The sequence below is a fragment of the Flavobacterium chungangense LMG 26729 genome (assembly GCF_000735715.2).
In the GTDB taxonomy this organism is placed as follows: domain Bacteria; phylum Bacteroidota; class Bacteroidia; order Flavobacteriales; family Flavobacteriaceae; genus Flavobacterium; species Flavobacterium chungangense.
Genome location: NZ_JASY01000019.1, coordinates 33,092 through 56,733, shown reverse-complemented (window position 1 = coordinate 56,733; position 23,642 = coordinate 33,092). Strand labels below are relative to the sequence as shown.

Here is a 23,642-nt window from a genome sequence, read left to right as displayed (position 1 = left end):
ATTATTTTTTAATGATTTTTATTATTTGGTTATCGCCATTCTTGTACGACAGCGAAACTATATACACACCGCCAGAGTAACTTTGAAAAGGAATATTTAGAGTATTGGTATTGCCAGAAATATTGTAAGTGCTTAATATTTGTCCCGTAATTCCGGTTATTTGTATTGCAGTTACAAAGTTATGATCAGTAAGTTCCCATTTTAGATACAACTCTTCTCTGACCGGATTTGGATAATAAGAAATCACATCTTCTGAAGAAAATTTAAGTAAATCTTCATTTGTAATTTCGGAAGTTTCTTTGGCTGGTTTTCCTGTTGTCTGGCAGTTGAGACAAAGTGATCTAACAATTTGATTTCCTGTTAAGGGATCATAGCTAAACAAAATTTTATCTTGTGCATTAGATAAAGAGAAGGTTCCAAACAATAAAATTGTTACTATATATTTCATTTCATGTATTTAAGTTGAATTCAACAATGTTAATTGAATACAAATAAAGGTCAAATAAATACGTAGTACAATACCTATAAATACTTTTGATAAAAATCGATTAAATGTAGTTTTTATTCTATAAAATTGATAATTTAATCGATTAAAAATATATAATTCTAAAATTATTATCGTTTTAATTAGAGTATGATTATTTTATAAAAGATGTTTTTAAATCATTTTTGAGATAAAACTCTACAATTCAGAATCAAATCTATATTTTCTGATATTTGCTGAGACAATTGAATTTCGTTATTATAGTTTAAAGTATACGGAACAAGCTTTCCATTTTTAATGATTTCCTTTTTAGAATAAACCATATTGAAGTAGTTGTTCAATTCATCCGGATTATTTGATAAAATAGGTTTTTTTCTATCTTCCGGAAGATCTTCATAATAGTAGCGCGATGTAGCTAAAACAGGATATTTTTCTAATAAGTAATCATTTATGATATAAGACGCGTCTCCTTTATATAAATCTTCAGAAAGTATAGGTGTAATTGTGATGCTGCGAATATTTTCTTTTAAATTATTATAAGAATCTTTAGTAGTCGAAAAATCAGATTGCAAAAGTTTATCCGGTTGTGATAGTTGCCTAATAACAGAAAGTCTCACATAATCTCCATTTATTTCAGTTACCTTAAAAATAAAATATTTGTTTTCAAAACTTTGGCTGCCGTTGTGTCCTCTTTGTTTGCTAAAGATAAAACTTCCCAACTGCAATTTGTGTTCCGGCGTATTGATTGCTTTTTTCCAAGCATACGGTTTGTAGACCAATTGTTTTAAGGCGTAAAAAACAATTATAATTAGCAGTATTAAAAGTATTTTTTTCATTTTTTTTGATTTAGAGGGAATTAGAAAGTACTATAAATACCTTCAAAATTCCCTCTAAATTAACATTAATCTTTAAATTCCCTGATGGTTTTTCCTGAAATTCATCCAGCCTAAACTAATCAGCAGCAAATTAAACAATACAAGTGGTAAAAGGGTTTTTGCAAAACTGGTTTCCGAATCATCTTCAAAAGTTTCCACCTTAAATTTCGACCAGTTTTCCTTTTTTACATCGGCATTATCAAAGATTTTCGGGTAGAAATACAATCGTAGTTTTTCATGAAACTGGTTTGTTTTTTCCATAAATAAAAGCTGATTTCCTAAATCAGATTTGGCAATTTCGTTTAACTGAATCTGAGTGTGCAGCGTCGGAATAAATTGTGCAATGTTTTGACTGGCTTGGTTTCGTTGCTTCAGTTTTGTTTCCAGTTCTTTAGACTGAACTGACGATTCGTCGTCGCCCATTTGCTGCATCGCATAATACCAAAGCCAGCTGAATTCGGTATCAGGCAAAATGTATCTTTTGAACTGTGGATAATGACTATAAAATTTCTCCATTGTCGCTGTTTTATCCATGTCCCATTTTTCGTGGTACGCATTTCGCTGTTTCAGTGTCAGCTCCAAAGCTTCCGGAACAGGGTATTTATTCACGATATAAGTATTAATTGTTGCCGGAAGGATAATAATCAGAAACAGCCAGATCGTTAATAAAATCACGGCGTTGAAATTGGAATTCTTTTGCAGGGACACGATAAAAAAACAAACGGCAAACCAAAAAAGGATGTATAAAATACTGATGATGTAAAAAGTAAAAAGTGAACTGTCTAATGGAATATTCAATAACAAAACTGCAATAAAAAGGGTAAACGTTACTAATGCCATCAAACTTAAAATTCGGATATAAAACAATTTCAGGATGTACAAAAACGTATTATCGCTTTGTGTTGCCACGATTTTCCAGGTTCCGGATTCTTTTTCTTCGGAGATCACATTATACGTAAAAGCAATAATAAGGAGCGGAAAAAGATAAATCAGTACAAAACTAAAATCAATGTTTCCTAACATCAAATTGTTCGGGTTGTTTAATTCTGAATCGTATTTCTGACCTTCCAGACCCCGAATCGTAACACTTTGTATCGACGAATTTACATCCCGCTGTCCAATTGCCAGACTATTGATCGGGAACGTTTTATTGACCAGAGAAAACTTGATGTAATAGAGCAGCAGTCCCATTTCGTCTGAATGATATGCAGCATTTCTTGCAATATGTTCTTTTTGATAAGTCGCTGCTTCTTTGATATTCCGGTCTTGTTTTTCCTGAAACTGATTTCCAATCAAAAGACTTATGAACCCGATACCCAGCAAAAAAAGCAATCCAATTTTGGTTCCTTTTGAGCGTATGAAATTTTTAAATAATAAGGCTAACATATTAAATGGCTTTTAGGTTTTTAGCAGCAATTTTTATAAAGATAAAAAGCAGGCTAATCCAGAGGATAATAGAGATAATAGAAATGATTTCGCTTTTCAAAACAGCCAAAATCCCTTTTGGTTCATAATGAAACTCCTGTACGTCAGCCCAGTGTTCCTTGCCAATTGTGAGCGGTTTGTCATTTGGTCCCGGCTTTTTGTTGCTGATATATTTAATTTGCAAAGTATTCATTTTTTGCGCCATATCGTAGCGATACGCTTCTGCCTGTTTCTGAAAATCGATGTACGAATCATAATCGGTATTCGACAATCCCATCGATACATTTTTCATGGCGATGTAGGGATTTATAAACGAAACTGTTTTTGAAAAGCTGTTTTGCTTTTTATAAATCTCCAATAAATCTTCAAGATGTTTATTGTAAATATTCGAACTTATTCTTTCGCCTTCGGTCATAATGAAACCGGAATAATTAAAGGGTAGTTTTTGAACTGAATCGACTTTGTAGACCCTAAGCAAAGAATCTTTGATCGCTTTATAATGTGGGTCGTTCGGATTATGGCTGTCTCCCTGTTTTAAAATGTCTTTTTCGATATCACTGTTGAACTTAATTTTAGAAGGCGCTTCGTAAATATAAGCACCAATTGCCTGCGTTGTTCTCGGTAAAATAATTGTGAAAACCAACCAAATCCCAATTAACGAAATCAACGCTTTTTTTGAAGTTTTGCTTGAAGCAGAAATCAAAACGGCAATGGCGCAAAAAAATAACAGATATAGAAAATGAAAACCAATAAACAAGAGCATTTTAACAGTCTCGTCAAATGAAACGGCAAAGTTCTGAAGCAATAGCCAAACGAAAACCAAAATAATAATCGTAGGGATAAAAAGCATCATAATGACAGATGCAATGCCGAGTGTTTTTCCCAGTAAAAGCTGTTTCCAGCTGATGCCCTGACTCAAAAGTAATTTTAATGTTCCGTTTTCTCTTTCGGCTGCGACCGAATTAAATCCGAGGAAGAAAATCAACAGAGGCAGCAAAATTTGTAAAACCATGGCAATACTGATTTCTCCAAAACGAAGCATGCTGTTTGAAAATCCGGCTTCAGAAAAATTAGCTATATTTTGTTTGTGAGCTTCCAGATAAATGGCATTTCCGAAAAAAGGTTCCATTCCAAATTCAAAAACGCTTAACGAAGTGTTTTTACGAAAAGCAAAGTTTCCGTAATGTGCCATTCGGTGAGGGTTTTTATCCGGATTTTTCAACCAGTCTTCCCTGGATTCATGCTGGTATTTTTCGCTGGTTTCATTTTGATTCGTGTAATTTTCCCAACCTGAAAATGCAGCGTACAGCAATAAAACACCAATAAAAAGAGTAATGATATAAACAGCCTGATTTTTAAAAACAGATTTTCTGAAATGTTGGGCTATTAAATTTTCTACGTGTAATGACATAACTGCAGATTAAAATTTATAAGTTACGGTAAGCGTTGCATTTCTAGGAGCTCCGGGAAATAACCTCAAATAGTTCTGAGCGCCTAACCAGTAAGTTCTGTTAAAAATGTTCCCTGCGTTTACAGCAACCTGAATATTACTTCTTTCAGGTTTGTAGTATATAGCAGCATCAAAAATGGTAAAATCAGGAAGTGTAAAATCTCTTGTAAACCACGGAATTTTGCTGCTTTGATATTGCATTCCGAAACCAATTCCGAAATTATCCAAAGCAGAATCGGATTTGAAATTATAACGGGTCCATAAGTTGGCGCTGTTTTTTGGCGTGTTTTGTTTTCTGGCGCCAATTAAGGAAGCATTGCGATCGTTGGTAATTTTGGCATCAATATAACTGTACGAAGCATTGATTTGCCAGTCTGGTGTAATGTAGCCTGCCAAATCACATTCGAAACCACGGCTGCGCTCAGAACCTCTGGTAACCAATAAATCAGGATTAACAGGGTCGTTGGCATTCATCAGGATATTGCGTTGGTTTATTTCGTAAACAGCTGCGTTAAAACTCATTGAATTGTTTAAAAAAGTCGCTTTTAAACCCGCTTCTTTCAAATTGCTTTCGAGAGGATCAAACAAACTTCCGGCAGGTAAACTTCCGGTTTGCGGCATCAACGTAACGGTGTTCGATTGCGGCTGATACCCTTCGAGATAAGTCGTATAAACATTAATGGCTGTATTAACTGCATATGTAATTCCTACACGAGGCAGTAAAGCCGATTTCTTAACGGTTAATTCGTTATTCGTCTCGTAATTGGTGATGTCTTCAAACCATTCGTTTCGTAATCCCAAAAGAAACGTAAACTTGTCCCACTGAATCTGATCCTGAATATAAATAGCATTCGTAGTGGTTAAAGCCGATGGTAATGCTGTTCGTATATTCAAAGTATAATCATCAGGACTTCTTACTGTATAAGTCGGATTATTTAAATTGAAATAATTTACATTTGGTTTTGGTAAAGTAACACCGTCAATTGTAATAGTTTGATAATTAGATGCATTTGCGGGTACAAAAGTGCTTGCAACAGTTCCGTCTTTCAACAGGTAACCTCTTGCTGCGTTTTGTCCGCCGCCTTTGGTTTTGTTCCAGCTGCTTAAATCGTAACCCGTTAGTAGTTTATGATTTAGTTTTCCGGTTTTGAAATCGAAATTTAAAAAGGCTGTTAAGTTGTCCACATTCCAGTATTGCTGGCGCTGTACAAACTGCATCATTGCAAGACTTGTTACAGGCTGGTTGTTCATGTCTACGGCAAATCCGTTTGTGGTTCGGTGTTCCTGCAAATCTTCTCTCCAGGATTGTTTCATGTAAGAGGCATTAAAACCAATTTTTGAAGTGAATTTATGAGAGAAATTCGTAGTGAAAATCATTTCTTTCGATTTAAAAAAATCACTTGGCGCACCTAAATTAAGGCTTATTGGTGTTTTATTCAGACTTGTAACTCCGGCAACGGCTCCAAAAATAGGCTGCCCGCGATCCAGAATTCCGGTCATGTCGCTTAAGATCAACTCGGTATTGACAGCCGTTTTTTCATTCGGAATATAACTGAAGGACGGAGAGAGCAAATACGATTTATTGCCCACTAAATCACGAAACGATTTTGCTTCCTGATAGGCTGCATTAACACGATATAATAGTGTTTTTGATTCATTTAAAGGGCCGGTAAAATCAAGAGTTCCTCTGAATGTGCTAAAACTTCCGGCACTCAGGCTTATTTCTTTTCGGTCAGTGGCTAATGGTTTTTTGGTCACCAGATTGATGCTTCCTCCCGGATCTACAGATGAAAAAGTAGCGCTCGACGGTCCTTTAATTACTTCGACACGCTCAATATTACTGGTAAGCGGCTGCAGGAAATAATATTGGCGGGTACGCATTCCGTTGATGATTTGTCCCTCTTCGTTCTGGCTGATCCCTCTGATGGTGTATTGATTGTAATAACTTGCCGGAATCACACCGCTTGTCATTTTTACAGCATCGGCCAGATAAATTGCGGCTTTGTCTGCAATTAATTCTTTGGTAACCGTAGAAATTGATTGTGGAATGTCTTTGTTAAGCGAAGCCGTTTTTGTTGCTCCGAAAGAATAATCGCTGTTGTATTTTCGGGTAGAACGGCCTATGATTTCTACGGCTTGGAGTTCGTTTAATTTGGCTTCCGTTTTAATGGAATCCTTAGCGATACTGTCGTTACTTTTTGTATTCGTCTGCGCTTTTAAACAAGCAGAACTAAAGACAAAAAACAGTACTATAAATAGATGTTTCATTTTTTATGTAGATGGAAATTTTTCCTTTTTAAACAGTTTGTAAATACAAATCTTCCAATTCGTTTGCTGATATTTTTTCGGCTTCGATAATCGTAACCAGATTGCCCTGTTTCATGATACCGATGTGTGTTGCGACTTCCCTGGCCCTGAAAATATCATGTGTAGCCATTAAAATAGCCGTTCCGTCTGCTGAAAGTTCTTTCAGGATTTGAGAGAATTCGTTGGAAGCTTTCGGGTCTAAACCGCTCGTAGGTTCGTCTAATAATAGCACTTTTGCTCTTTTAGCTATAGCAATTGCAATACCCACTTTTTGGCGCATTCCTTTTGAGTAACCGCCCAGATTTTGATCATGAGCTGTAATTTGCAGACCTGCTTTGGTTAAAAAATAAGTCAGTTCTCCGGTTGAATATTTAAATCCGGCAAGGGAAGAAAAGAATTTCAGGTTTTCCAGTCCGGTAAGATTTGGGTATAACATTACCGTTTCAGGTATGTATGCCACATCTTTTTTGGTCTTATCTGCATCGGTAACAACCGAAATATTGTTTATTTTAATTTCGCCGTTGGTTGGTTTTATAAAACCCAGAAACAAATTGATGGTAGTCGTTTTTCCGGCACCATTTTGTCCCAACAATGCAAAAATTTCTCCTTGTTTGATGGTTAAATTCAGAGCATTCAAAGCAATTTGATCGCCGTATTTTTTAGTCAGATTTTCTGCGGTAAGCATCTTTTATATTTGTTTGGAATTATGAATAAGGAATGATCTGATTCACAAAAACACCAAGGTACTTTTGAATCAAAATCGTTTTGTCGGAATAAGGAAGCAGTTTACTATGTAAAATTTTAGAAAAAAGACGTAATATAATTTCAGCGGAAAAGTTTCCGTTAGAAAAAGACGTACGAATAGGAGTGTTCTTCACTTTCTGTTAAAAGCAAATGAATGATTCTTTTTAAAGTAATATAGTAAACTAAGCCAGAGCAGGAGGTGCTCTTAAAGAAAAAAGACTGCCCTTGAAAAACGTTGCAGTTATTAGGTTGTAAGCGAATTCCTCTACAGTAGGAATGTGTGTTTTATGAAAGGTATAAGTAGAAAATGTGTTGGGAATAAATGTGCTAAATGCAAAATGACATATAGAACAATTATTCTCAACATTATGACTGTGTGTAATTTGTTTTTGACCGGGAGTGTATTTATGATCGCAATGTTTCTCCTGAATTTGTGCGTAAATATGCTCGTAAGAGTGAATCGTCTGAAAAAGCATTGCTAACAATACTGTTACAGACATTAAAAGATTAACTATGACGAATTTCTTTTTATTCATTCTTATTTTGGAAATCTCAGTTGTTGTAATGCAACCAAGTTGCAAATATAGAAATGTTATTTGCAAAAGAAAACAAAATCTATTTATCTTTTTAAACGCTTAATCATAAAAATTATTTACCAATGATTTCTTTTCGATGTAAATCTCCCCAGTCTTTTAATGCCAGAATTACATTTACTAAAGACTTGCTGTGTTCTGTTCTTCTGTATTCAACGGTTGGCGGAAACGTATCATAAACAGTTCTGATTACCAGTTTGTTTATTTCCAGATTTTTGAGCTCTTTAGATAACATTTTGTCTGTGATGCCATCGAGGTCTTTTGAGATTTCCTTGAACCGTTTTGGGCGATCAGATAAAGCAATTAAAATAGGCAGTTTCCATCTGCCGCTTAAAACCTCCAAAGCATCTCTTACAGGCAATAAAGCACCCATACAGTTGTTTTTTGAGCACTCAGTTTCTTTTGTAATAGTGGTGTTTTCGCTTTTCATTTTCATGTTTATAACGTTACTATACTCAATGAAAGCGCTATCTCTGAGGATAGTACTATAAAAGAGATAGTAAATGTAAATAAGTTTGTATTGTAAAACAAAACAAATAAATTATGAGTAAAAGAATTCTGAATATAATTACAAGTATCAAAGGAGATAATTCCTTTAGTAATAAATTATCGAATGCAGTGATTGAAAAACTGGGAAATGTATATCCGGAGATTGAGGTTCAGACCCTTGATCTTTCGAAAACACCTTTGCCTTATCTGGATGCCTCACAGATTGGAGCATTTTTTACGCCTGAAGAAATGCATACTGATGAACAAAAAGAAGCCATTATAAGTTCAAATAATGCAGTAAAAGAATTATTTGACGCTGATATTATTGTGATTGGAGTATCATTTTACAACTTCGGAATTCCGGCGGTTTTAAAAGGATGGGTCGATCAGGTTTCCAGAGCGGGAGTGACTTTTAGTTATGCTGATGGCACGCCAAAAGGATTGGTAGTGAATAAAAAAGTATATTTATCTATTGCGTCCGGGGCTATATTTTCTGAAGGTCCATACAAAAGTAATGATTTTGCAGATCCTTATTTACGTGCAATATTAGGTTTTTTAGGCATGACAGATGTGACTACTTTTCGTGTAGAAGGAACTGCAATTCCTGATTTTGCTGAAAGTGCTTTGCCAAAGGCTTTGGCAGCTGTTGAAGAATTTTCTTTTTAAGATTTGTATAAAATCCCGGTTTTGCCGGGATTTTGTTTTTAAGTTATTTCTCAATAATCATGGTAATTCCTTGTCCGCCGGCGGCACAAATTGAAATAAATCCTCTTCCGGATCCTTTTTCGTTCAATAATTTTGCCATCACACCAATGATTCTGCCTCCAGTTGCTGCAAAAGGATGCGCTGCTGCCAGACTGCTTCCTTTTACATTTAACTTTTCCCGGTCTATTGTTCCCAATGCTTTTTTTAAACCGATTGCTGTACTCAGTTCCGGACTTTCCCAAATTTTGAGAGTTGCCAAAACCTGTGCTGCAAAAGCTTCGTGAATTTCATAATAGTCAAAATCCTGTAGATTTAATCCGGCTTTTTCTAACATTTTGCTGGCAGCAAATAATGGAGCTAATAAAAGGTTTTGCTGATTTTTAACGTATTCAATCGCAGCAACTTCTGCAAAAGTAATATAAGCCAGAATTGGAAGTCCGCGTTCTTTTGCCCATTCCTCACTGGCTAAAAGAATACACGAGGCTCCATCTGTAAGCGGTGTTGAGTTTCCGGCTGTTAATGTACCGTTTACTTTATCAAAAGCAGGATTTAATTTGGCTAATTTTTCAAGAGTGCTGTCTTTTCTCAGGTTATTGTCTTTTTCAAGTCCGTTAAATGGAGTAATCATATCATCAAAAAAGCCTTCATCATAAGCTTTCGCCATATTCAAATGACTTTTAAGGGCGAGATTATCCTGGTCTTCTCTGGATATTTTATAATGTTTTGCTGTTATTTCTGTATGTCCGCCCATTGAAAGTCCGGTTTGTGACTCTTCATTTCGGGGAACGAGCGGTGTTAAATCTTTTGGTCGGAGTTTTAAAAATAATTTGATTTTTTCGCCTAATGATTTCGCTTTTCTGGCATTCAGTAAAATTTTACGAAGTTTTTCGCTCACCGCAATCGGCATATCGCTGATTGAATCAACACCTCCGGCAATTCCGGATTCAATTTGCCCAAGAGCAATTTTATTGGCAATGTAAATGGCACTTTCTATTCCGGTATCACAGGCTTGCTGTATGTCACAGGCTGGAGTAGCGGGATCGAGAGTTGTTTTCATGACACATTCCCGAATCAGATTGTTGTCATACGTATGTTTAATAACCGCACCGCCGGCTACTTCGCCTAACAGCTGACCTTTTAAATCGTATTTATCAATAAGTCCGTTTAAGGCTGCGGTCATCATTTCCTGGTTTCCAACTTCGGCGTAAGCTGTATTAGCTCTTGCAAATGGAATTCGGTTATAACCAACAATAGCAACTTTTCTAATGGTATTTGGAGTACTCATATTTCGTTTTTTAATATTTCCTGAGATTAAAGATAAGAAGGAAATTATAAAACAGGATGAGATTTGTTTTAGGAAAATAGCTTTAGGAAAATCATGTTAAGAGTTCTTTGTAAATAAGAGAAATGAAATAACTGTAATTACTTCAGAATAAAAGAGATTCAATTTAGCTTAATCCCAGTTTTTTCTTTTTTCCGAAGAACATAAACAAAACACTTTTTATCTTTTCTTCAAGCGAAGAACGCAGAATTGAAAATGCTTTGGTAATCTGCGCTTCAACAGTTTTGATAGATACATCAAGATGTTCGGCAATTTCGATATTGGTTAAACCTTCCTTTTTGCTTAAAATAAAAACTTCTTTGCATTTAGGAGGCAAAGTTTCTATCTCTTTATTTACTACCTTTATTATGCGTTGAAAAGATTCAGAATCATCCTCAAGAACAACTGAGTTTAAGGCATCATGATACGTTTTTTCGAGAGAAAACAAGGATTGGTTTTTTCTGTATAAATCGATAAACTCATTATAAGCTAATTTGTAAAGAAAGCTTTTGATGGCATGATCTGATTTTAACCGCGCTCTTTGCTCCCAAACTTTTATAAAGACATTCTGAACGATGTCTTCGGCGCTGTAAATATTTTTTACAAGACTATTGGTATAAACACAAAGTTTATGATGATAAGTTTCGATGAGATACGTGTAGGCGCTTTCATCTCCGTTTCGAAGAGATTCAATCAGAATATTATTATCGTTGTAATCATCGGTTTTCATAGTAACAAATATATAAATTTAAAATTTTAGGGCTTAATCAGAACGGATATTTCCCAAAATAAGCCCTGTATTCAGATTTTCTATTTGAATTTTATTACAAATAAAAATGCGTAAAAATGCAAAGATAAGTTATTTTGTTTTTTAATTCTACCAAATTAGTAGAATTTATTGAAAGAAAAGACTTGTGAAAAATAAAAAAATCAGTAAAATCAAAAAAACTTTATCAAATTGTTAGGGTTTTGTTTTTTGGCTTCGTAATAATATTAAAAAAAAGATAAAATGACAGTAAAAAAGTCAGAACGATTAATGGTTAAATTTATAACAAATCAGGCCAGTCAGGATGAAATTGAACAACTGACGGAGTGGTTAAAGGATGAAGAAAACCAAATTGAGTTTAGGGAATTTGTAAAAACGAATTACGCCATTGACACCGCTATGAATACATTCGATTCTGCTGAAATAAGAAGGCAGTTATCAGAAAGAATTCAGAAAGAAAATAATGTTTTTTATAAAAGAAGGTTTTCTTCTTATTACAAATATGCAGCGATTTTGGTTGTCGCTCTGGGCGGATTTTATTTTTATAAAAATTCGAATATCCCGAAAGAGAAACAAAATGTTGTGATTCCGAGACAGGATGAAATTGTTTTACAATTAGATAATAATTCAGAAGAGGAAATTGATACGGCTGATACCCGAAATCTAACCGATAAAAACGGCAACATAATTGGCAGACAGGAAAAAAACAGGCTGTTGTATAACAAAGCCTATACGGAAGGAAAGTTAGTTTACAATACAATTAAGATTCCTTATGGTAAAAAATTTGAAATACAGTTATCAGACGGAACCCTTGTGCATTTGAACGCCGGAACTCAATTGACGTATCCGATACAGTTTTTAAAGAGCGAGGGGCGAAAAGTGAATTTGACCGGAGAAGCTTATTTTGAAGTTGCCAAAGACAAGGCGCATCCGTTTACGGTAAATACACATGAAGTAAGTGTTGAAGTTTTGGGAACCAGGTTTAATGCAGATGCGTACATGGATAATACAAGTACAGATATTGTGCTGGTTGAAGGAAAAGTTTCGCTTTATAAAGGTCAGAAAACAAATGAAAATCAGGTGTATTTGAAACCGGGTTTTAAAGGATCGAGTATAAAAGGGAAGTCTGTAATTACAACAGAAGAAGTAAATCCGGATTATTACACAGACTGGGTAAAAGGAAGTTTAGTATTTAAAAATGCCTCGTTTGCAGATATTATAAAAAAACTGGAACGGCGATACAATGTGACTTTCATTAACAGAAATAAAATGCTCGGAAAAGAAATTTTTAACGCCCGTTTTGATAATGAGCCTATTGAAGTGGTGCTGAAATATTTTAGCGACAGTTATGCAATAGATTATAATATTGACAGAGATAAAATTACGATTAAATAGAGTTTAAAATATCAAAATATAAATCCAAAAACAAATTTGAAATTAAGAACCATAAAAAGGAATAAGCCTATGTAACAAAAGTTCGAGAAGCGGCTGTAAAAAAACCGGAAAATGCGCCAACATTTCCCGGTATAGGAATGCGGTCAGTTAATTAACCAACCAACATTAAAAAAACATTTTAAAAGTATGAAAAAACTATTGAACAAAATCAGGTTCGACAAGCCTTTTTTGAAATTTGATTTGAAGATGAAATTGACGACATTATTATTATTAACCACTTTGTCTGTTATGCAAGCGGGTGTGACCTATTCTCAAAAGGCCAGACTTTCTTTCAGTGCCAGTAATATGACTGTTGGAAAAGCAATTGAAAAGCTTGAATATACCAGTGATTACAGATTTGTATATAACGTAAGATCAGTTGATTTAGATCGTAAAATAGATGTTAACCTAACCAATGCTTCTATTGAATTGGTGCTGAATGCAATTTTTAGAAATTCAGGCACCGATTTTAAAGTAAGCGGTTCGCATATTGTTTTAACACCTAAAAAAGCACCGGTTGAAAAACCTGTAGTTGAGGTAAAAGATGTACAGGATTTTATCGTAAAAGGTAAAGTTACAGATGAAAAAGGAAATCCTTTAGTGGGTGCTGCGGTTTCAGACAATGGTTCCGGCAGAGGCGTACAGACCGATTTTAATGGAGAATATCAGATTATTACCGTTAGTAGCGAAACAACATTGGCCTTTGCTTATTTAGGATTTGTGAGACAGGAAATTAAAGTGGATGGAAAAAGCGTTATAAATGTTGTACTAAAAGAAGATACCGTTGAATTGGGTGAAGTAGTACTGACAACAGGATATCAAAATATTTCGGCAGAGCAAGCTACAGGATCATACTCTAACTTAAAAGCGAAAGATTTTCAGGAACAGCGTTTAAGCAGTTTAGATAAAATATTGGAAGGACGTATTGTTGGATATCAGGATGGTAAAATCCGTGGAACTACGACTATGAATGGATTAACAACTCCATTATATGTAATTGACGGTTTTCCGATAGAAAATACAAAATTCACTCCTTATTTTAGTTTAGAGGAAAATCTCCCAAACTTAAACTTAGAAGATATTGAGAGTATTACAGTACTGAAAGATGCCGCAGCCTCATCTATTTATGGGGCTCGTGCAGCTAATGGTGTTGTCGTAATTACTACTAAAAAAGCAAAAGCCGGAAAGACCAATATTTCGGTTTCCAGCAATTTAACCATTACTCCTTATCGAAATTATACCGGAAATCTAACCAGTTCAGCAGATATAATTGATTTAGAAAGAGGATGGGCTGCTAAAAACCCTAATTTGCAAGGAGCAAACAGTGCTGCTTATGCACAATCATTGCTAAATAATGCTGTATTTACAAGCTTGGGAATGCAGACACAGCTCAATGGTTATGCAGGGAATATTTCGCAGACAGAAGCAAATAACCGTTTAAATGCACTGGCTGGACAAGGTTATAAATATTATGATGATATTGCCAGATACGCAAAACGCAGTCAATTTATGACACAGTATAACGTAAGTTTAGGGAAAGCTTCTGAAACGAATAGTTTCAATGCTTCTTTGACTTATAAAGATAATAAACTGGAAGACAAGTATTCTGATAATAAGTCTATTGGTTTAAACCTGAAAAACTCAACAGAAATTACAAGCTGGCTTACTTTAGATTTAGGTGCTTACATCAATTACGGCAAAAGTAATACACAAACTTACAATGCTTTTGTACCAGGATTTAAAACTCAGATGTACAATCAATTAGTAAATAATGATGGGTCAAATTTTATTTCTACCGCAGCATCAAGATACAATAATTTCACACTTCAGTCCATGCAGACGTATGGTCTTTACAACATGGATATTACGCCAATGGAAGAATTTGGACGAAATATAAATGAAGGGCAAAACTTCCTGAACAGAACTTTTGCAAAATTTAATGTAAAGTTTAGTAAAGCACTTACTTACAACGCAATGTTTCAGTACGAGTATGGTGTTGACCGAGGTAGTTTAATAAGAGAAAAAGAATCTTTTGATGTTAGGGCTACAGTAAACGGTTTGGCAACTATTGCTAATAACAAAGCCGTTTATAATCTGCCTTACGGAGATATTTTAAAAGAAACGAATCAGTTTTCTAATGCTTACAACTTCCGTCAGCAGTTAAACTTTGATCAGACTTTTAATAAAGTGCATGACGTAACTGCCATTGCAGGTATGGAAATACGTCACTCAAAAGTAGAATATGGTGACAACACGCGTTACGGCTGGGATGAGCAGACTTTATCTTTCACACCCGTAAATCAGGCAGATTTGCTTAAAGTGTACGGGGCTGTTTTTGGAGGATCTATGAGAGTTAATGATTTCGCAGGAGATCGTGAATTGGTAAACCGTTATGTTTCTTTTTATGGAACAGGAGGTTATACGTATGACAGAAAATATTCAGTAACAGGAAGTTTACGCTGGGACCGTTCTAATCTATGGGGAACAGACAATAAATATCAAAATAAGCCAACCTGGTCAACTGGTGCAGCTTGGAATATTGATAAAGAATCTTTTTTTGCAGTTGATTGGATAAACGCACTTAAAATTCGTGCTTCATATGGTATCGGAGGAAATGTGGCTAAGGATTCAGCACCTTATTTAACGGCAGGTTATTATGCTAATCCAAATGTTGGAGGAAATCAGGGTTATATTAGTTCAAGACCAAATCCTGAATTATCATGGGAAAAAACAACGACAACTAATATAGGTTTAGATTTTTCATTCTTTAGTAACATATTAAGCGGAACTTTTGATCTGTACAACAAAAAAGGACAGGATTTATTAGCAAACAGTAACGGAATCCCAACAGAAGGGTTTGGTTATGATACTAATAAGATAAATAATGGAGAAATGACCAACAAAGGGATCGAAACCAGTTTAAGAGGAACCATCATCAAAACACCTTCTTTCTCCTGGGATGCCTCAGTTTTATATGCCTACAACAAAAATAAAGTCGATTTCGTAAAAGTAGAAGCACCGGCATCTTACCTGCTGCTAGATGTTCCTTATGCTTATCCCAGAGTAGGTAACGATTACAATACTATTTATGGTTATAAATGGGCAGGTTTAAATGAAAAAGGCTTACCTCAGGTTTATAATGCAGCCGGCGAAAAAGTAATTTTCAATCCGTACGATTTAGATGCCATTCATGATTATGGTTCAATTGTACCAACGCACAGTGGGTCCTTTCATACAGCTGTAAGCTACAAGAATTTCTCACTTTCGGCATTGTTTATTTATGAGTTAGGACATAAAATAAGAAATACATTTTTACCCATGTTAGAGAATAATTATAATGGTGCACTGGGTGGTTATGTAAGCAATATTACAACTGTAAATAAAAATATCGTAAACCGTTGGCAGCAGCCCGGCGACGAAGCTTTTACGAATATACCTCGTGCGGTATACGAATATGAAGCTGATTATATTTCAGATTCCCGTGATATTTATCGTTATGCGGATATCAATATTTTGGATGCTTCGAATGTGAGATTGAGCAATATTTCATTGGCGTACCAATTACCAAAAGAGCTTATTAAAAGAGTGAATTTACAGGATGTCCGCTTTAATTTAAATGCAGAAAATGTTTATACATGGGCAAAAACCAGCGATGCAAAATACATGATAGGCGGCTACCAGTCTCCAAGCTTTGTTCTTGGTGTAAACGTCAATTTCTAATTTAAAAAGACTACATGATGAAAAATATATATAAAAAGATACTGTGCATTTTAGCATTAGGATTGGTTTTAACCTCTTGCGAGAATTATCTGGATGATGCACCAAAAGGCTCTAAAATTCCAACAACATTGGCAGATTATGAAGCTTTTCTTCGCGATGAATACGCTAACCAAAGCGTAAATGTTGCACAGGCATTAAACCTGATGAACGATAAGTTTATAGATATAGCTACTCTGGCCGCTGATCGTTTGACAAAAGCAAATTACATGTGGGATGAAACGACAGATCGTATCCAGTTAAATCAAGAAGATGAAAGCACCTATTATATGCAATATAAAGGAATTTCAACTTTCAATTTAATTATTGCCAATGCTTTAACAACAACAGAGGCTACTGAGGAACAAAAAAGAGCCGTTTGGGCTCAGGCAAAAATTTTACGTGCGATGTCCTATTATAATCTGGTTAACTTTTATGCAGATACGTATTTGGCTTCAACAGCAGGGACAAAATTATCAGTGCCTCTTATTACTAGTGCTGATATTAATGCGCCAAGTAAACAGGTAACCATTCAGGAACTGTATGATTTTATTTTGAACGATGTAAAAGAAGCCCTGCCTTATTTGCCAAAAGTTTCACAAACGGCTTTACATCCTAATTTAGGAGCAGGTTATGCTTTTTATTCTCGTGTGTATCTGCAAATGAGCAATTATACAGAAGCCCTGAAGTACGCTGATCTGGCTTTAGCCGAAAATAATAAATTATACGATTGGAACGCTTACTATATTGCGAATAAAGCTGTAATTGATATTCCAAATGATTATACGAATACACCCTCTCCAATGGGATATAATTATGTTGAAAATTACACATTTCGTCATGGTGAAAGAACGTATTTATCAACAGAGTATAGTATTCCGGTAGAGCGTGCACAACGTTTTGAAACTGGCGATGTCCGTTTTAGATCACGTTGGGAACTTAGAACTGTTGGTGCAGATACGTATTACAGAAGGACTTTGTCCGGAATGTTTAATTACGGCGGAATCACAACTGTTGAAGTATATCTTATTAAAGCAGAATGTCTGGCCCGTGCCAATCAAATCAGCCAGGCGTTAGAGGTTCTAAATACAGTGCGTAAAACACGTATTCAGCCATCATCTTATCAGGATATTGTAACTACAGATAAAACAACTGCTCTAAACGCTATTTTTAGAACTAAAAATAACGAACTTATTTTAACGATTATTCCTTTTGCAGATGCACGTCGTTTAAACGCAGAGGGCACTTATAAAGTGAGTTTCTCAAAAGTAAATGCAGGAACAACTTACACTTTATCGTCAACGTCTCATTTATGGACGATGCCTTTCCCACAGGGAGCAACAAGAAATCCGGGTAACGGAACTATAACGCAAAATGTAGCAAAATAAAGATCCCAAAGCTTCCTGAGTAGGTATTCCGAAAGGGAGCTTCTTATAAAATATCAAAAATATCAATCAAAAATGAATACAATTAAATTTAAAATAGCAGGATTGTGCATCTGCCTTCTCACAATTTCCGGCATTGCGCAAAAGAAAAAAGCAGCACCTCCGGCAGCAGCTTCTTATACCATTGAAGGAAATATTAAGGGGCTTGAAGATGGAACAGCAGTAAAATTAATTCCGGGAGCAACGCATTCTTCAGAACCTGCAGTTGCAGAATCAACAATTAAAGACGGCAAATTTACATTGACAGGAAAATTAAAAGAACCTCGTTTTTTTTATGTTGCATTTGGAAACAACAAAGGATTTATACAGGTTTTAGTAGAAAATTCTAAAATAAAATTATCAGCTGAAGGAACTGTTTCAGAAGGAGAAGACAAAAGAATTAACTTTAAAAATGAAGTAGTTTCAGGATCCAAATCACATGATTATTATAAAAAAGAAACTGCTTTTAGAAAAGAATTAGAAAAAGACTACCAAGAGTATCACAAAGGCACTGAAAAAGTTTCGGAAGCTTATGGTAAAGCAAGGGTTGCCGGAAATAAAAAGGCAATGGATTCTATTGGAAACACTCCGGAATGGAAAAGTTTTGAAGCAAAAGAAAAAGCATTTTTTGATAAAGTAGCATCCAGTTCAAAAAATCTGATTTCAAAACATAAAGATACCTGGTGGGGACCCTTTTTTATGATGATACAGTACAGCTATTTTACACCGGATCAAAAACCGGAATTTGAACAATTTTCTGAAGCAGCAAAAAAAAGTTATTACGGACAATTGGTTGATAAAGAAGTAAATCCGAAATCATTGATTGGGACAAGTGTATCTAATTTTGCCTTAAATGATAAAGAAGGAAAACCATTAAGCGTAAAAGAGATCGTGGCAAGAAAAAAATACATCCTGATTGATTTCTGGGCTTCCTGGTGTGCGCCATGCAGAAAGGAAATTCCAAACCTGAAAACAGCTTATTCAGAATATGCTTCTAAAGGATTTGAAATTTTAAGCATTTCAATCGATAGTGACCAGAAAGCGTGGTTGAAAGCTTTAGGTCAGGAAAACATGCAATGGCCAAATTTGTATGATGATGATAAAGTAAGCAAAGCATTTAATGTAAAAGCGATTCCTGCAACTTATTTAGTAGACAGCAAAGGTGTTATTATCAGTGATAATCTAAGAGGAGCGGCATTAGAAGAAAAATTAAAAGAATTATTGAAATCATAATCTGGTTTTTAATTTTTTTTTTAAAATCAGCCCCGGATTGAAAGATTAAAAAGTCTTCTGAATCTCCTAAATCTGCGAGAAAAAAATAAGCATAACGCATTTACAAATAAAAAAATAGCAACATGAAAAGTATAATTTTAAAATCAGGTTTATTAGCGTTGGCGCTGGTAGCCACAATTACTTCCTGTTCTAAAAAAGAGGAAGGATTTACTATAAACGGAAATATTCCGGGACAAAAAGACGGAACAGTTTACTTAGAGTTTCAGGATGGTGATCAAACTGTAGTTAAGGATTCTGCAAAAATCGTTGACGGTAAATTTAGCTTTACAGGAAAAGTGGAAGAGCCCTTGAGATACAGCATTAAGTTAAAAGGTCAGGAATACGGAAAAGTTTTTGTGTTGTCTAATGAAACTATTGGATTTACAGCGCATAAGGATTCAGTTTATATGGCCAAATTGTCCGGAGCAACCCAGGATTCTATTTATGGTTCTTATTATAAAAACGAATTTAAAAAGATTCAGGATGTTGCGGGACCAATTTATAAATTATCAGATTCCTTAAGTCAAAACGGAAAAGTAAAGCTTACTGCTGAGCAGCAGGCAATGATGGATAAAAAATGGAAAGATTTGCAGACTCAGGCAGATGACTTGACTTTTAAATTTATCAAATCTCACAAAGATCAGGTTGCAGGAGCATTAGTTTTAGATGATCGTTTGGTAACTTACGGAACACCGGAACAGGTAAATGAATATTTTGCAGTTTTGACTCCTGAGGTACAAGGCTCTTATTTTGGTAAAAAAATAAAAGAAGGAATCGAACTTAATAATAAAACGGCTGTAGGTGTTGCAGCGCCACAATTTTCTCAAACCGACGTGAACGGAAAAGTGGTAAAATTATCTGATTATAAAGGGAAATATGTATTGGTTGATTTTTGGGCAAGCTGGTGCGGTCCATGCCGAAAAGAAAACCCAAATGTGGTTTTAGCATATAAAACATATCACGACAAAGGATTTGATGTATTGGGAGTTTCATTAGATGATAAAAAGAAACTTTGGGAAAAAGCAATCGAAAAAGATGGTTTAACCTGGACACACGTTTCAGATTTAAAAGGATGGAAAAATGAAGCGGCTGTTTTGTACGGGGTAAAATTGGTTCCAACTAATTATCTGATTGGACCTGACGGAAAAATCGTGGCTAAAAACCTTAGAGAAGCCGAACTTCAGTCAAAACTGAAAGAGATTTTCAGTAAATCATAAATTGCCTTATAATTCAAAAAAAATTAAACACATAGAAACATAGATTTATTTCTTTTCAAAAAGGATACAAAAGAGAAACATATTTCTCAACATATAGCTATGTTTTTTTGAATAAGTGAAACGTCTTTTCACGGTTACAAAAACTATGATTCTATGTGTTTAAACTAAATAACGAATTATAAATTTCTTCATAAAATATCAAACACAAATGAAAAAATACATCTTTCTGGGCTATTGCTCACTGGCTTTCTGTACACTTGTTTCTGCACAGAGCAAATCGGATAATTTCAAGAAAATTAAAGCGTTAGGCGGAATCGAAGAATATTTGTACCAGCCAAACGGAATGAATGTTTTGCTTCTGCAGGACAACGCTTCTCCGGTTGCAACCGTGCAAATTGTGTATCGTGTTGGCTCGAAACATGAAGTGTTGGGAAACACAGGATCAACGCATCTTTTAGAGCATTTAATGTTTAAAGGTACGCCAACTTTCAATAAAAAAAGCGGTACAACTATTACCGATGTGCTTCAAAACACAGGCGCACAATTAAATGCCACAACCTGGTACGACCGAACCAATTATTTCGAAACACTGCCAAGTGACAAAATTGGATTAGCATTACAGATCGAAGCAGACAGAATGCGCAATTCTTTATTGACCAAAGAAGATAAAGAAGCAGAAATGACCGTTGTCCGCAACGAATTCGAACGTGGAGAAAACGACCCGAACAGTCTGCTGGATAAAGAAATCTGGGCTTCGGCTTATATTGCACATCCGTATCATCATTCAACAATCGGTTGGAAATCGGATATTGAAAAAGCCCCGATAGAGGTTCTGCGTAATTTCTACAATACGTATTACTGGCCGGATAATGCTACTTTAACGATTATTGGCGATTTTAAAAAAGAAAATGTTTTTGAATTAATCGAAAAATATTTCGGCGGAATCACAAAAGCGCCTCATACATTGCCTCAGCCTTATACCGAAGAACCGGAGCAATACGGTGCACGTAAAATCGTGGTTAAAAAACCGGGAGAACTGGGTGTGGTAAGCAAGGCTTATAAAATTCCGGGTGCTTTGCATGAAGATTTGCCTGCTTTAAACATTTTAGGCGAAATCATTGGTGCTGGTCCTTCGGCAATTTTAAACAAAACTTTTGTGGATACCCGTATGGGAATCTATGCATATGCCAGCGCGACAAATTTTAAAGAAGTTGGTCTTTTTACGATTGGAGTTGGTTTTCCAACAACATCAAAACATGAGGATATCGATGCTAAAATAAGCGAAGTAGTAGCTAAAATTCAGAAAGAAGGTGTAACTCAGGATGAGGTAAATCGTGTGGTTGCCAAAATCAGTGCGCAGACTATTTTAGCCCGTGACGGATCGGGTGTTATCGCATCAGAATTAAACGAAGCCATTGCTTCAGGTGACTGGACAGATTTTGTAACAGGAGTTGACCGATTGAAAAAAGTAACCCCTGCTGACGTATTGCGTGTAGCTCAGCAATATTTGGTTGAAGATCAAAGTACAACGGGCTATTTTATTCCGAAACAATCCGGTGCTCAAAATCCGGATGCTGCTCAGGCGAATAATTTCATACCTGAAAATGGTCCTTTTTATTTCAGACATCCGGAAGACGGACATTCACATGAAGAAACTTCTTTTGAAATTTCAATACAAAACAATAATACAGCAGAAATTGCTTTAGATAATAGTGTAATTGAAAAAACAGCTTCGGCTTTCAAAAGAGAAAAAGTAGTCGGAATCGATGTGGTTTCGGTAAAAACATCTGCAAAAGATTTTGTGACTGTTGCGGCAAGTATTTCATTAGGGAATTTTGTTAATGAGACTAAAAATCCAATGGTTTCTTCTTTAGCAGCTTCTATGTTATCAAAAGGAACTACACTGAATGATAAATTTAAATTCTCTGAAAAACTTCAAAAGTTAGGGGTGAACTTAAATGTAAGTTCTTCAACGACCAAAATAAATATTGGTTTTAAATGTCTTAAAAAAGATTTAGATCAAGTTGTTGCTTTATTGGCAGAAGAAATCCGTAATCCTTTATTTGACCAGAAAGAATTCGAAAACCTCAAACAGCAGTTTACAGGAAACATGCAGCAAAATTTGAATGATCCGGGCGAAAGAGGTGATATTGCGCTTTCTCAGGCAATTTATCCTAAAGGAAATCCAAATTACAGCTTGAGTGTTGAAGATAATCTGAACAATATTAAAAATGCAACCCTTGATGAGGTAAAAGCATTTCATAAAAAATATTTTGGTCCTGCATCGATGCATTTGGTCATTGTGGGAGATACTGATGGAGCTAATTTGAATGCTTCTTTGAAAAAATCATTTAAGAGCTGGAATGGCGGTGTTTCTGAAACCTTAAAATTTGAAGATGCAGTAAAAGCGGCTCCTAAAACCGAAGTTGTTACCATTGCTGAAAAACCAAGTGCCGAATTGTACATCGGACAATACACAGGTTTAAAAAGAGCTGATGCCGATTATCTTCCGTTTTACATTGGAAATTATACTTTAGGTGCCGGTTTTGCCGGTCGTTTAATGCAGACCGTTCGTGATAATGATGGGTTAACGTATAGTATTTCATCAGGTTTAGGTGGAAACATTCAAACGGGAGGTTACTGGCTGGTAAATGCTTCTTTCAATCCGTCTTTGTTCCAAAAAGGACTGGATGCTACTAAAGTTCAGATTGATAAATGGGTAAGAGACGGAATTACAGCAGTCGAATTAGAAAACAAAAAAACGAATTTAATCGGAAGTTTTAAAGTTGGAATGTCTACTACAAGCGGAATGGCAAGAACCATTTTGAGTTTTGTAGAAAGAGGTCTGGAGCCAAATTACATCGACCAATATCCTAAAGATATTGAGAAAGTAACTTTGCAACAGGTGAATGATGCCATTAAAAAATACATTCAGTTAGACAAAATGGTCATTATTAAATCTGGTTCGCTTGACAAAGACGGTAATCCTTTAAAGTAATATTATAATTTTTTAAACACAATTTATGTTATTCCGAGGGATGAGGAATCTCCGTTAGCAGCTCGACAAAGATAGGCGATTTTGATTACGGAGTTTCTTGCGGAGATTCCTCGTTCCTCGGAATGACAAACTGCTCACAACCTGAAACCTGAAACAAAAATTTCAACAATCGTCTTTCATTATCTCATTTTTAGAAACTGAATTAGTAAGCAATTTTCGGTGAAAGACTTTTAAGGGCTGTCGGCAAGCAGCTCTTTTTTTAATAAAATAGATAAAAGGTTAGTGAAAATCTGCTAAATCTGCAGAATCTGCGTAAAAAAAAATAAACACATAGGCCATAGATTTAATTGTAAAAAAAGATCAATAACAAATCTGGATTTGC

At 35.3% G+C, this 23,642-nt stretch carries 17 protein-coding genes; 7 read left to right on the top strand and 10 right to left on the bottom strand.

All coding sequences use genetic code 11. The features are described 5' to 3' along the window. Position 1 precedes the first annotated feature (1 nt). The 8 genes from JE46_RS20865 to JE46_RS20830 form a co-directional block, all read right to left on the bottom strand. Complete coding sequence (locus tag JE46_RS20865; RefSeq protein ID WP_031457230.1) at positions 2–448, bottom strand: T9SS type A sorting domain-containing protein; 447 nt, start codon at positions 446–448, stop codon at positions 2–4. 215 nt (positions 449–663) lie between these two features. Beyond that, positions 664–1,320 (bottom strand): hypothetical protein, encoded by a 657-nt coding sequence (locus tag JE46_RS20860; RefSeq protein ID WP_031457229.1) that lies wholly within the window; start codon positions 1,318–1,320, stop codon positions 664–666. A 72-nt stretch (positions 1,321–1,392) separates the two neighbouring features. Beyond that, positions 1,393–2,745 (bottom strand): DUF3526 domain-containing protein, encoded by a 1,353-nt coding sequence (locus JE46_RS20855; protein WP_031457228.1) that lies wholly within the window; start codon positions 2,743–2,745, stop codon positions 1,393–1,395. Position 2,746: 1 nt separating this feature from the next. Continuing rightward, positions 2,747–4,195: an ABC transporter permease gene (locus JE46_RS20850; protein WP_031457227.1), complete on the bottom strand. Its 1,449-nt coding sequence runs from the start codon at positions 4,193–4,195 to the stop codon at positions 2,747–2,749. A 9-nt stretch (positions 4,196–4,204) separates the two neighbouring features. Next, positions 4,205–6,502 carry a TonB-dependent siderophore receptor gene (locus JE46_RS20845; RefSeq protein ID WP_035136970.1) on the bottom strand — a complete coding sequence of 766 codons (2,298 nt, stop codon included), beginning with the start codon at positions 6,500–6,502 and terminating at the stop codon, positions 4,205–4,207. 28 nt (positions 6,503–6,530) lie between these two features. Continuing rightward, positions 6,531–7,226 (bottom strand): ABC transporter ATP-binding protein, encoded by a 696-nt coding sequence (locus JE46_RS20840; RefSeq protein ID WP_031457225.1) that lies wholly within the window; start codon positions 7,224–7,226, stop codon positions 6,531–6,533. Positions 7,227–7,467: 241 nt separating this feature from the next. After that, on the bottom strand, positions 7,468–7,821 hold the full coding sequence (locus JE46_RS20835) for a hypothetical protein (protein ID WP_236010639.1): 354 nt from the start codon (positions 7,819–7,821) through the stop codon (positions 7,468–7,470). A gap of 112 nt (positions 7,822–7,933) precedes the next feature. Beyond that, positions 7,934–8,308 carry a winged helix-turn-helix transcriptional regulator gene (locus tag JE46_RS20830; protein WP_223255424.1) on the bottom strand — a complete coding sequence of 125 codons (375 nt, stop codon included), beginning with the start codon at positions 8,306–8,308 and terminating at the stop codon, positions 7,934–7,936. A gap of 113 nt (positions 8,309–8,421) precedes the next feature. Between JE46_RS20830 and JE46_RS20825 the strand changes: the two genes are divergently transcribed. Next, positions 8,422–9,033 carry an FMN-dependent NADH-azoreductase gene (locus JE46_RS20825; RefSeq protein ID WP_031457222.1) on the top strand — a complete coding sequence of 204 codons (612 nt, stop codon included), beginning with the start codon at positions 8,422–8,424 and terminating at the stop codon, positions 9,031–9,033. Between the two features lie 43 nt (positions 9,034–9,076). Here the strand turns inward: JE46_RS20825 and JE46_RS20820 are convergent, their stop codons facing one another. Both JE46_RS20820 and JE46_RS20815 read right to left on the bottom strand, forming a co-directional pair. Then, entirely contained in the window at positions 9,077–10,357 is a 1,281-nt protein-coding gene (locus tag JE46_RS20820; protein WP_031457221.1) for an acetyl-CoA C-acetyltransferase, read from the bottom strand. A 163-nt stretch (positions 10,358–10,520) separates the two neighbouring features. Next, a complete protein-coding gene (locus JE46_RS20815; RefSeq protein ID WP_031457220.1) occupies positions 10,521–11,123 on the bottom strand; it encodes an RNA polymerase sigma factor in 603 nt (200 codons plus the stop codon). A 279-nt stretch (positions 11,124–11,402) separates the two neighbouring features. Here JE46_RS20815 and JE46_RS20810 point away from each other — a divergent pair, with 279 nt between their 5' ends. The 6 genes from JE46_RS20810 to JE46_RS20785 all read left to right on the top strand — a co-directional run bounded on the left by JE46_RS20810 (position 11,403) and on the right by JE46_RS20785 (position 23,260). Next, positions 11,403–12,554, top strand: coding sequence for a FecR family protein (locus tag JE46_RS20810; RefSeq protein ID WP_031457219.1), 1,152 nt, complete (start codon positions 11,403–11,405; stop codon positions 12,552–12,554). 186 nt (positions 12,555–12,740) lie between these two features. After that, positions 12,741–16,313, top strand: a complete 3,573-nt coding sequence (locus JE46_RS20805; protein WP_031457218.1) for a SusC/RagA family TonB-linked outer membrane protein — start codon at positions 12,741–12,743, stop codon at positions 16,311–16,313. 14 nt (positions 16,314–16,327) lie between these two features. Continuing rightward, positions 16,328–17,737 (top strand): RagB/SusD family nutrient uptake outer membrane protein, encoded by a 1,410-nt coding sequence (locus JE46_RS20800; RefSeq protein ID WP_035136968.1) that lies wholly within the window; start codon positions 16,328–16,330, stop codon positions 17,735–17,737. 72 nt (positions 17,738–17,809) lie between these two features. Beyond that, positions 17,810–19,006: a TlpA disulfide reductase family protein gene (locus tag JE46_RS20795; protein ID WP_051872968.1), complete on the top strand. Its 1,197-nt coding sequence runs from the start codon at positions 17,810–17,812 to the stop codon at positions 19,004–19,006. A 122-nt stretch (positions 19,007–19,128) separates the two neighbouring features. Continuing rightward, on the top strand, positions 19,129–20,262 hold the full coding sequence (locus JE46_RS20790) for a TlpA disulfide reductase family protein (RefSeq protein WP_051872967.1): 1,134 nt from the start codon (positions 19,129–19,131) through the stop codon (positions 20,260–20,262). A gap of 208 nt (positions 20,263–20,470) precedes the next feature. Further along, entirely contained in the window at positions 20,471–23,260 is a 2,790-nt protein-coding gene (locus JE46_RS20785; RefSeq protein ID WP_031457214.1) for a M16 family metallopeptidase, read from the top strand. Positions 23,261–23,642: the final 382 nt, after the last annotated feature.

Bases quoted from the DNA above. Each gene is read 5' to 3' on its own strand.
- JE46_RS20820 (WP_031457221.1), bottom strand. From the start codon at position 10,357: ATGAGTACTCCAAATACCATTAGAAAAGTTGCTATTGTTGGTTATAAC.
- JE46_RS20815 (WP_031457220.1), bottom strand. From the start codon at position 11,123: ATGAAAACCGATGATTACAACGATAATAATATTCTGATTGAATCTCTT.
- JE46_RS20840 (WP_031457225.1), bottom strand. From the start codon at position 7,226: ATGCTTACCGCAGAAAATCTGACTAAAAAATACGGCGATCAAATTGCT.
- JE46_RS20835 (WP_236010639.1), bottom strand. From the start codon at position 7,821: ATGAATAAAAAGAAATTCGTCATAGTTAATCTTTTAATGTCTGTAACA.
- JE46_RS20865 (WP_031457230.1), bottom strand. From the start codon at position 448: ATGAAATATATAGTAACAATTTTATTGTTTGGAACCTTCTCTTTATCT.
- JE46_RS20790 (WP_051872967.1), top strand. From the start codon at position 19,129: ATGAAAAGTATAATTTTAAAATCAGGTTTATTAGCGTTGGCGCTGGTA.
- JE46_RS20845 (WP_035136970.1), bottom strand. From the start codon at position 6,502: ATGAAACATCTATTTATAGTACTGTTTTTTGTCTTTAGTTCTGCTTGT.
- JE46_RS20850 (WP_031457227.1), bottom strand. From the start codon at position 4,195: ATGTCATTACACGTAGAAAATTTAATAGCCCAACATTTCAGAAAATCT.
- JE46_RS20810 (WP_031457219.1), top strand. From the start codon at position 11,403: ATGACAGTAAAAAAGTCAGAACGATTAATGGTTAAATTTATAACAAAT.
- JE46_RS20785 (WP_031457214.1), top strand. From the start codon at position 20,471: ATGAAAAAATACATCTTTCTGGGCTATTGCTCACTGGCTTTCTGTACA.
- JE46_RS20800 (WP_035136968.1), top strand. From the start codon at position 16,328: ATGATGAAAAATATATATAAAAAGATACTGTGCATTTTAGCATTAGGA.
- JE46_RS20805 (WP_031457218.1), top strand. From the start codon at position 12,741: ATGAAAAAACTATTGAACAAAATCAGGTTCGACAAGCCTTTTTTGAAA.
- JE46_RS20830 (WP_223255424.1), bottom strand. From the start codon at position 8,308: ATGAAAAGCGAAAACACCACTATTACAAAAGAAACTGAGTGCTCAAAA.
- JE46_RS20825 (WP_031457222.1), top strand. From the start codon at position 8,422: ATGAGTAAAAGAATTCTGAATATAATTACAAGTATCAAAGGAGATAAT.
- JE46_RS20855 (WP_031457228.1), bottom strand. From the start codon at position 2,745: ATGTTAGCCTTATTATTTAAAAATTTCATACGCTCAAAAGGAACCAAA.
- JE46_RS20860 (WP_031457229.1), bottom strand. From the start codon at position 1,320: ATGAAAAAAATACTTTTAATACTGCTAATTATAATTGTTTTTTACGCC.
- JE46_RS20795 (WP_051872968.1), top strand. From the start codon at position 17,810: ATGAATACAATTAAATTTAAAATAGCAGGATTGTGCATCTGCCTTCTC.